The organism is Colwellia sp. TT2012, assembly GCF_001440345.1.
Classification (GTDB): domain Bacteria; phylum Pseudomonadota; class Gammaproteobacteria; order Enterobacterales; family Alteromonadaceae; genus Colwellia.
Genome location: NZ_LJYX01000054.1, coordinates 1 through 1361, shown reverse-complemented (window position 1 = coordinate 1361; position 1361 = coordinate 1). Strand labels below are relative to the sequence as shown.

1 protein-coding gene is annotated in these 1361 nt (G+C 44.2%); it reads right to left on the bottom strand.

The annotated features are described in order from the left end of the window. Nucleotides 1-156: 156 nt before the first annotated feature. Nucleotides 157-1311 carry an IS110 family transposase gene (locus ASU03_RS18570; RefSeq protein ID WP_057833249.1) on the bottom strand — a complete coding sequence of 385 codons (1155 nt, stop codon included), beginning with the start codon at nt 1309-1311 and terminating at the stop codon, nt 157-159. Nucleotides 1312-1361: the final 50 nt, after the last annotated feature.

The following is a 1361-nucleotide window of genomic DNA, read 5'->3' as shown; positions in this document are numbered from 1 at the left end:
TTGGTTAGCAGCGCCTACCTTACTTATTCCGTCGTGGCACCTGATTTCAGTCTATGCTCGTGGTTCAACGATAATAAATACCGTTGCCAGCCTAACGCCCTCGGTGGTTATGCCACAGCCGATGCTTGACCCAATACGCTAACTCAAAACTTTTTATCATGCAGGTACTCTCGATATTCTTAATCGTGTATTAACCGGTGTAATGACAACCTCACGAGCAATAGCCCACAGGTAAGCAGCCATCTCTCGGGCAATGGCTATCACCACAACATTGCGATGTTTTCCTCTGCTCAGCAATCGGTTGTATCGTCGGCACAACCTTAGTTGGGCCTGCCATGCAATGTCGGTGATTTCTTTGGGTAAACCTTCCTGACGCTTTTGTAATTCTGTCGATATATTGGCTTTGTGTTTATAAGTATGAGCGCCTTGGACAAGTAAACGCCTTGCTCGTCCATTACCACATTTGGTAATACCGCCTAATCGCCGATTATCAGCACTGCTGTGCTCTTTTGAGACTAATCCTAGATAAGACATGAGTTTTCTTGGGTGGTCAAAGCGTCTTAAATCGCCCAGCTCAGCGACAATACCGGTGGCGATAAGCAGTCGAACACCTCTTAACGCTTGAAGCGCTTTAACCACGGGGTAAAACCGCCACGACTTCACCTGATGAAATAACTCATTGGCAAGGCGTTTTTCTCGCTGAATGCGCTCAGTGATTATTTGTATCATTTCTTGCAAAACGATTTGTTGGCTTGGGTGAGGTAAAATGAGCTCGGTCAACCAACGAAGGTGTTGCAGTGACCAGTTATCATTGACCTTACAGTTAATGTTATTACGTAAGAATAGCGCCTTAAGTTGATATTTAGCGTCCTTTAAGTCTTTCATCGCCGTTTCTCTTGCCCTTGATAAGTCACGTATTGCTTCGTCTTCAGGCTCTGGCACATAAATAGGGGTTAACTCTTCATCTTTAAGCAGTTTGGCCAATTTGAGTGCATCACGTTTGTCGGTTTTTACTTTATCTCCTGGTTTCTTAGGAATTAATGAGGGGGCAACGACATAGCAGCAATGGCCTAAGCTGGTCAGTAGTCGGTAAATCCAATAGCCACAGGGGCCTGCTTCATAAACAAAATGCAGCGTTGCCTGTGGGTATTTGGATTGATATTGCCGAGCCAATTTTGTAATGGCTGCTTTGGTGGTTTTTACTTTGCCATAATGAATGGGCTTTGCGCCACGCTGGTCTTCTATGTGCGCCACTTCTGTTGAGATTTTATGGGTATCTAAGCCAATGAAAAGTATGTTATGTTTGTACATGTTAGCCTCCAGTTTATATTGTTTAACACATATATTATGGCTCTGGTTTT

Bases quoted from the DNA above. Each gene is read 5' to 3' on its own strand.
- ASU03_RS18570 (WP_057833249.1), bottom strand. From the start codon at position 1,311: ATGTACAAACATAACATACTTTTCATTGGCTTAGATACCCATAAAATC.